This is a genomic window from Lacticaseibacillus salsurivasis (genome assembly GCF_036246225.1).
Lineage (GTDB): Bacteria > Bacillota > Bacilli > Lactobacillales > Lactobacillaceae > Lacticaseibacillus > Lacticaseibacillus salsurivasis.
The window spans coordinates 1-8331 of sequence record NZ_BTTP01000031.1 but is presented as its reverse complement, the minus strand read 5'-3'; the positions used below and the strand labels follow the sequence as shown (position 1 = coordinate 8331).

The 8331-nt window shown below is 43.8% G+C and carries 8 protein-coding genes and 2 pseudogenes; all 10 read left to right on the top strand.

Features of this window, described 5'->3' with window-relative positions:
• Nucleotides 1–342: 342 nt before the first annotated feature.
• On the top strand, nt 343–1359 hold the full coding sequence (locus AAA927_RS12665; RefSeq protein WP_338218134.1) for a linear amide C-N hydrolase: 1017 nt from the start codon (nt 343–345) through the stop codon (nt 1357–1359).
• A 52-nt stretch (nt 1360–1411) separates the two neighbouring features.
• Nucleotides 1412–1662 (top strand): annotated as a pseudogene (locus AAA927_RS12660) (PTS sugar transporter subunit IIB); the annotation flags it as partial.
• Nucleotides 1663–1914: 252 nt separating this feature from the next.
• A complete protein-coding gene (locus AAA927_RS12655; protein ID WP_338218133.1) occupies nt 1915–3840 on the top strand; it encodes a BglG family transcription antiterminator in 1926 nt (641 codons plus the stop codon).
• A 22-nt stretch (nt 3841–3862) separates the two neighbouring features.
• Nucleotides 3863–4318, top strand: a complete 456-nt coding sequence (locus tag AAA927_RS12650; protein WP_338218132.1) for a PTS sugar transporter subunit IIA — start codon at nt 3863–3865, stop codon at nt 4316–4318.
• Between the two features lie 14 nt (nt 4319–4332).
• Nucleotides 4333–5685, top strand: a complete 1353-nt coding sequence (locus tag AAA927_RS12645) for a PTS galactitol transporter subunit IIC (protein WP_338218131.1) — start codon at nt 4333–4335, stop codon at nt 5683–5685.
• A 2-nt stretch (nt 5686–5687) separates the two neighbouring features.
• Nucleotides 5688–5978 (top strand): PTS sugar transporter subunit IIB, encoded by a 291-nt coding sequence (locus AAA927_RS12640; protein ID WP_338218130.1) that lies wholly within the window; start codon nt 5688–5690, stop codon nt 5976–5978.
• Between the two features lie 11 nt (nt 5979–5989).
• Nucleotides 5990–6508 carry a YjbQ family protein gene (locus tag AAA927_RS12635; RefSeq protein ID WP_338218129.1) on the top strand — a complete coding sequence of 173 codons (519 nt, stop codon included), beginning with the start codon at nt 5990–5992 and terminating at the stop codon, nt 6506–6508.
• Between the two features lies 1 nt (nt 6509).
• Nucleotides 6510–7112: an SIS domain-containing protein gene (locus AAA927_RS12630; protein WP_338218128.1), complete on the top strand. Its 603-nt coding sequence runs from the start codon at nt 6510–6512 to the stop codon at nt 7110–7112.
• A complete protein-coding gene (locus tag AAA927_RS12625) occupies nt 7109–7774 on the top strand; it encodes a ribulose-phosphate 3-epimerase (protein ID WP_338218127.1) in 666 nt (221 codons plus the stop codon). Before AAA927_RS12630 ends, AAA927_RS12625 begins: the two co-directional genes overlap by 4 nt.
• A 428-nt stretch (nt 7775–8202) precedes the next feature.
• Nucleotides 8203–8331: pseudogene (locus tag AAA927_RS12620) on the top strand (IS6 family transposase); the annotation flags it as partial.

Genomic DNA, 8331 nt, shown 5'->3' with positions numbered 1-8331 from the left:
TTATTAAGCGGCAACAAGTTCGTTCCGCAAGTTATCAGAGCACTCGGACAGCAGCTAGGACATTATACGGCATTGAAACCATGCATGCGATACACAAAGAAAGCCGAAAGAAGCTAGGCCTCTTCGGTTTTTCAGCGTATCAAGAAGTCGACCAATTGTTAGCAGCATAGGCTACAACCACTAAACACAGTCACTTTGATCTACACTTAATTTCAACTTTGCACCAGAACCTACACAATTGGGACCAGTGATGATACTGCCAAGCAATTCGGGTTATAATGACAGTAATCTTAAAAATTGAGCTTTAAATACTGACATTTATTTTCGAAAGGGGTCGTTGCTATGTGTTCTTCAATGACAATTAAGTCGCTACAAGGTGACATCTTCTGGGGTAGGACTATGGATTATAACACCAGTTTCTTTCATGAATCACCAGTCGGCGGGGTTCCTGGTAAAATTGTCAGTTTGCCAGCAAACAAAGCATTGCTGACACAAAGTGCCAAATGGACCACCAAGTATGCAGCGGTTGGTGTCGGTGTTGATCAAAGTACGGTACTTTTCGACGGCGTCAATAGCGAAGGCTTGGCTGGCGACTTGCAGGTTTTGGTAGAGTGCAGCTGGGCGAGTGCGGATTCTTTGAAACAGCGTGGGCTGAAAACTATTAAAGGCGAGGAGTTTGTGACCTTGGCCTTGACGACATGCAAAAATGTTGACGAAGTACGCGCTTTGGCGGGTGAGTATGGCCTACTGGATGAACCTTATGAGTTTGGCGGCCAAGGGGTTAAAATCCCATTACATTACACATTTGTTGATCCATCAGGTAAGGGGATTGTTGTCGAACCAACCGATTACGGCGCCTTTAAGATGTATGATAGTATCGGCGCTATGACGAATAGTCCTGAATACGGGTGGCATGAAACCAATTTGCGCAATTATGTCAGTCTGAATGACAATAACTATCCTAAGGGGTCCGAATTAGGCGACTACCATATTGAGCCGATTGAGTTAGGCACAGGCTACGGGATGTTCGGTTTGCCAGGCGATTACACATCACCATCGCGGTTCCTGCGGGCAATGTTTGTTTCGCGTAATCTTGATCCCTTCAACAGCAAAGACGGCATTCGCGTGTTATACAATGCTTTCAAGACTGTCTTAATTCCGCAGGGGCTAGGTCGCGACCCACAACATCAAGTTTTAACTGATTACACGCAATACTGGTCTGGCTATGACTTGACGAAAAAGATGATTTTTGTGCAAGATTCAGACACATTGACAATGACAACGAAAACACTTGATCCGACTATTACTGACGTCACTTATGAAAATTTGGCTAAAACAGAACAGTTCAATCAACTGTAGACTGACATCTTTGATCGTTGATATGAAAAAAGGCAACACCGAACTAGAGACGGTTCTGGTGAAGGTTCCTCAAACACTTGAGTATCTGATTGATCACGGTATCGACATCAAGCAAATTGACTTAGGCGGCATGGGGGCCAAGCAAGGCCGCGAACGGATCTACCACACGATCTCCACCAGTCCTGAGAAAACGAGTCATTTCGGCGAATGCTTGCCAAAGGAATCGATATCTTCATTCAGATTATGCCTCAAAATGACAAAGTGCCAATGGCGAGTCTGTTAGACGGAAAGAAAGCAGAATAAGACTTCATTGATTCACAAGCGGCCACACCCAGTATTCATCCGGGTGTGGCCGCTTCAATACTCTTCGTCACGTTAAGAGTTCTCGAAGGTCTCTGTTGAAGCAATATGCAAGGCAATCATGCTATGGCCATAGAGGGCCTTCGCGACGGAGCAGTAGGACTTGAATTCAATAGTTCCACATTAAAAGGGCATCACTTGTAATCGCATTCATGCAGGAGTGATGCTAGATTAGCTATGAGGAGGAGGTAAATAATGAACAGCAGACAAGTCGACTTGTTGAAAATGCTTTGTGGTGAGAATGGTTTTATCGCTGCTAATTCTTTATCGAAGAGACTTCATGTTTCGAATAAAACAATCTATAAGGATCTCGACAATCTCCTCAGTGAACTAAAAGGAACCAACGTCAAGCTAATACGCAGGCCACGTGTTGGTATTCGGTTGAGTGGTTCGGCAACAGACAAAAAAGAATTGTTAGATAAACTAAGATTGATCGATAACGAGCCAATTAACGAAGACAGGAACTCGATTGAATTTCGCAGAGACGAGATGGTAAGAAAGATAATCCTGAATGAGGAGTCACAGACACTTAAGGATATTTCGGAACAATGGTTGGTAAGCAAGACGTCAGTTCTTCACGATATTGAGTACATCAATAAGACCATTAGCACCACTAATGGGACGGTAGAGTCCAATGGGAAGACCATATGCTTCTGGGGTGACGAAGAGCAAAGGCAGGTAGCTGTCGCTAGATACTTAGCCACTGCAACGAATCGTGAAAATGGTAATTTGAAGGACTCGATGTCTAACTTCTTTACAGAGGGTGTATTTGAGACTATCGAGGAAGTATTTGGAATAGTACGTAAACGGTCATTCGTCGAGGTGCCTGCATACTACTTGCTGGCGCTGAAACTAGTCACAATGATTCAGATATATCGCTTAATGAAAGACGTACACTTTGAAGGAAGCCGTAACCCCCAAGACTACAAGGAAGATAGCGATGTATATGGCGTTGCAGAGCAAGTTCTAAAAATGGCGTCGGACAGGCTACCATTCTACTATACCGAAGCGGACGTCGAAAGGCTCGCAAGGAATTTTTCCGCATACCGGTTAGGAAACGAAGTCAAAGATCAGCAATACAACTGGGAAGAGACCATCGAAACCTTAATGGCAAGAATGGAAGCCATTCAAAAAATGAGTTTCCTGGGTAAAGCGCAATTGAAAAAGCAGTTGCTTTACCACGTACCGGCAATGGTGTTGCGGTTAAAGCAAGGATTAGTTGTTCGGAATCCCCTGTTAAACGACATCAAGGAACAGTACCCGGCGCTATTCGGTATGACGTGGTACGCGCTGTCGTTCCTAGAAGAAAAATACGGCATCGCGTTAAATGACGATGAAGTTTCGTTCATCACGATTTATTTCCATACCTCATTGAACAAAGTCATTCCGAGCAGTGAAGTCATCATTCTTTACGGACAGCATAGCCAGTTACGAGGTTATGTAGAGTCACAGGTACAACAATTATTGCCTGCGAATACGAAGCTAACTCAGACCACCGTGCAGAATTTTCGGAAGGTCGACAAAGAGGGGATTAATTTAATCATTGCCGTTGATGTTACCGGAGTTGTTAGCGACATTCCAATGGTAGCAGTAACACCGTTAATCGATTCAAAGGACAAAGCAAAGATACTTGTCGAGTATGCAGAGAATGTTGTTCTAAATCAACAACCAGAGAGTGACATTCATTTTCCTCTATTAAAGGGCATTATTTCACCAGATTTAATTTTCTGGAAAGAGGAAATGTCAAACAAAAATGAGGCACTAGATTTTCTCATTCAGAAGCTCGAGAACAAAGGTATTGTCTCGGAAAATTTTGGAGATTCAATTTATCGAAGAGAACGACTCGGATCAACGGAGATTGAAGGCGGATCGGCATTACCGCATGCCAATCCTAAAACCGTTAAGGAAACGAAAGTCGCGATATTGGTTTTACGGAAGCCAGTGTGGTGGAACACTGAAAACGTCAGCATAGTCATTCTTGCGTGTGTTCCAAACAAGCAGATCAAAGATTACCGGCAGTTAATCTTGGACATTTACCAACTCGTGCAGAATCGAGAGATGGTAAAAATGATTGTCGGCCTTAATAGCACCAAAGCACTAATCAAAATGATTCAAAGATGATTGTCAATAAGGGAGCACAGATATGTTTTTTGAGCAAGAAGTCATGCTATTCGATGTAGAGGCGAAAACGCCGAAAGAAATTATTACTACTATTGCGGCGCAGCTGGCAACAAAAGGCATCACCAAAGAAGGTTTTTTACCACATGTCATTGCACGTGAGGAAGAGTACCCAACTGGTCTTTCGACGGAAGGCTTGGGAGTTGCAATCCCGCACACAGATTCTAAATTTGTAAATCAATCTCAGATTGCATTTGCTTCGTTAAAGAGGCCGGTACTGTTTCGAGACATGGTAGATAAGAACAAGACGGTCTCAGTGAGCTTGATATTTATGATTGCTATGGCTTCGCCTCATGAACAGGCGGGCGTTTTAAGCAATCTAATGACGATGTTTCAAGATACCGAAGCGCTGAAAAAACTAAATACAAGTGAGAGTAAACAAGACGTCATGAGGATTTTGAATCAACATGGTATCTCCTAGGGAGGAAGAAAATAATGGACGTGATTGCTAACGCCATAGAGTGGTTTGTAGGGCTGGGCTCATCAGTCTTCATTCCAATTATTGTGTTCATTCTAGGCTTATGTGTTCGACTGAAGCCTTCAAAAGCACTGATTTCTGCGATTACACTTGGTGTAGGATTTATTGGATTAAATCTTGTTGTGAACTTACTGCAAACTGCATTAAGTCCGGCCATTAAGCTGATGGTCGCAAGATATGGGCTATCGTTAAATATTATTGATCTTGGTTCGGGACCTGGGGGCCCGCTGGCATTTTCATCCACGCTCGGCGTCATGCTAATCCCAATCTCTATTTTCATCAACCTGATCTTAATCTGGTTGGGTATGACAAAGACATTGAACATTGACATTTGGAATTTGTGGCAACCAACGTTTATTGGCTTGTTGGTATGGGCTGTCTCTAATAATTATGGATACGCAGTTGTCGCGATGATTGCGGCGTTCTGCTTAGAGCTTCTCATGGGCGACTTGGTACAAAAGTGGGTAAGCAAATTCTTTGGATTACCGGGCATGACAATCACCCATATTATGGCGCTGTCAGCAACCTTGCTAGCCGTGCCTCTGAACTGGGTATTTGACAGAATCCCCGGCTTCAACAAACTGGATGCGAGTCCAGAAAAAATTGAAAAACGGTTTGGTATTATTGGTGATCCGCTAGTTATTGGCTCTGTTATCGGGATCGTCATCGGTATTCTGGCAGGCTATGATGTACCAAAGATTCTTAATTTAGGCATCACGGTTGCGGCCGTGTTAAAACTACTGCCAAGGATGATTTCGACGTTCATGGAAAGTTTGACTCCAATCGCTGAAGCCACTCAGGCATTTACTGAGAAGCACTTGCACGGGAAGATTGTGAACATTGGGATGGATGCCGCGTTGACCGTTGGGCACCCAGCCGTTGCTGCGACTTGTGTTCTGATGATTCCAATTGCCCTTTTTGAGGCGGTTATTCTACCTGGCAACAAAGTTTTGCCGATGGGAGATTTGACTCTGTTTGTTTACGTATTTTGCTTATTAGTCGGTGCATTTAAGGGGAATATCGTTCGCTCGCTGATTGGTAGTGCCATTTATACCGTACCGATGCTTTATCTGTCTACTTGGCTTGCACCTGCCGTTACAAAAACCTTCCAACTCGCTAACTATGATATTGGCAGCAAAGGCACAGTGTCATATGTTTCTGCGGGGCTGTGGCCGAACGCTGCATTCGCATGGGTGGCACAGCACATGGGTATCATCGGTATCGTAATTCTCTTTGTGATTATCTTAGGCGCAATGTATTACGTCAATGTCGTCAAGCATTTTAATTCTGAGGAAAAGGAAGTTCAGTGATTATGAAAAAAATGCTAATTATGTGTGGTGCTGGGCACGCCACTTCTACAGTTGTCCACTCAAAGGTATCAGCATGGCTCGATGAAAAGGGACTGGCTGATCAGGTCACTATTAAGCAATCCGCCGTGGGAAACGAAGTCGAAAACATCGCTAACGGAGGATACGACATCGTGGTCAGTACCACGATTGTACCAGACGACATTAAGCCAAAAGTAATCAACGGTGTCGCTCTTCTGACAGGGATTGGTGCAGACAAAGTATACAACCAGATTGAAGCTCAAATTAAAGGGTGAGGCGAAGAACCGTGACTGTATTTTTTAAGGATGTTGCATTAAAAACAGTTGCTGGGAGACCATCGTATCACCGGCTGAACGAAGAAGTAAACGTAGCGGTCAGAGAGAGCCAGATCAGAAACGGAATTTGTTTAGTACAGACCGCGCACACAACTTGTTCAGTATTCTTCGATGAATACATGCACGATAAAAACTACTATGGTGATGAATTTTTACAAGTAGATATTAATCATGTTCTTGATAAGTTGGTGCCAAGACAAACCAGTGAGAATTCACCATATTTAAGCCCAGGGCCTGAACACATTGCCTATGGTATGAAAAAAACAGATCCGAACTACCCAGCAGAGGAATGGACCATGTTAAATACAGACGGTCATATTAGATCGGATTTACTTGGCAATAGCGTGTCATTGGGTGTCAAGAATGGAAGCTTAATGTCCGGATCTGTCGGATCCATCTACTTCGTTGACTTTGATCAGACCAGAGAGAGAAATAGAAAAGTGAGCATCATTATTGAAGGGGAGAAGTAGCGTGGAATTTCAGGAAAAAGTAAAAGCATTATTCGAGATTGAGGGTAGTGAAATAAGCGCCCTTGGCACGTCGGTTAATCCTCAAGAGTTATCAGCTGTAACAAAAATCATTGAAGATTGTGTTGGCAACATTTTTGTGACCGGGTGCGGCACATCCGCAATGGCAGCACGGAAGATAGTTCATACACTTAATGTGATTGGAGAAAGGACAGTTTATCTAAACCCTTCTGACGCAGTGCACGGTGAACTCGGAGCGGTCCATGAGGGTGACGTTGTAATTATCGTATCAAAAGGCGGTAATACAGCGGAGTTGACCAAATTCGTCCCCAATTTGATTGAAAAGAAATCAACCATCGTTGCAGTCACCGAGGACAAGGATTCCACAATAGCAAAAGCGGCGAATCAAGTGTTGATTGTTAAAGTTAATAAGGAAATCGATAAGCTAAATATGCTTGCTACCACGAGCACATTAGCAGTTATCTCGGCATTTGATGTGATTGCCATCCTACTAATGGATCAAGAAAACTTTTCCGAGCGCAGTTTTCTGGTTAACCATCCATCGGGAGCAGTTGGTGAAAGACTTAAAGAGGACGTTGGGAAATGAAAGAGATTATCCCGTCGCTGATTGATCTGCCACCCGACAAAACGATGAGCACATTTGAAGCTTTAAGGCAGCGCGGAATCCACAAGGTTCACATTGACGTCATGGATAGCCGCTTTGTCCCAAGGTTTGGCTTCAATGATAGATATGTCAGTTGGATTCATGAATTTGCGAAGTTCGTTTCGGACGTTCACCTCATGGTAGATAATCCGGAGAAAGTGATACCAGATTTTATCAACGCTGGTGCCGAAAGAATTACAGTTCATTTGAATTCCTTCAATGATCCGTACTATCTCATGACGTATTTAGCGGAGAATAAAGTTGAGCCTGGGATTGCCATCAATCCGAGTGAACCTCCTGAAGAAATAAAGGAGCTTGCTCCGCTGGTGAAACGAGTTCTTGTCATGACCTGTAGCCCAGGCAGAAAATCTAAAGGCGTACTACCTGGGATGGAAGAAAAGGTGCAATTTCTGTCAGACTATCGAAGAGACAGGGGACTTAAGTACAAAATTGAGGTTGATGGTTCAATTACGGCTGATAACATTGCAAAGTTTGCAAAAGTTGGGTGTGATGAATTTGTCTCAGGAAGATACATCGTCGGTTCTGTTGACCCAGGCGGAAGAGTCGAAGAACTGCAAAGAATTGTCTCAAATTTTGACGAATAATGATTGCAGCTAGCTTGAAGAGGTTCTTCAAAATATGGGAGGAATAAGGACGAGCTACAGACACCGCCCGAATAAAAGGTTCCTGCCTAACCAACACATTGTTGCGGTGAGGCAGGGACTTTTCTATGTCGGAGTAAGTGGCCGCTTCGCGTGTCTAGATTAGTCTACATGTATCGATTGGCACCCTAGAGCCAGCAAAGCAGGGGCACAGCGCTGAGAATGCGCTGTGCCCCTGCTTTGTGGATTGGCCTAATGTTCGATTGCCACGTGACTGTCACTTGGGTCGCATTTCAATTCGGATTCATTGGCGATGATGGCATCAATGCCTTTGCCGGGTTCTGGTGCAAAGTTTACTCAGGGAGAGTGCATCCTGTATCATGAATTGAAACTGGAGGTTTTCAGATGACTGATCATTTTAAAGGACGGCAATTCAATCAGTGATTACTTTTGCCGTAGGCTACTACTTGCGTTACAACATCAGTTATCGAGATCTAGTTGAAATGATGCGCGACCGTGGTATTTTCGTGCATCACACAACCCTCATGCGTTGGGTACAA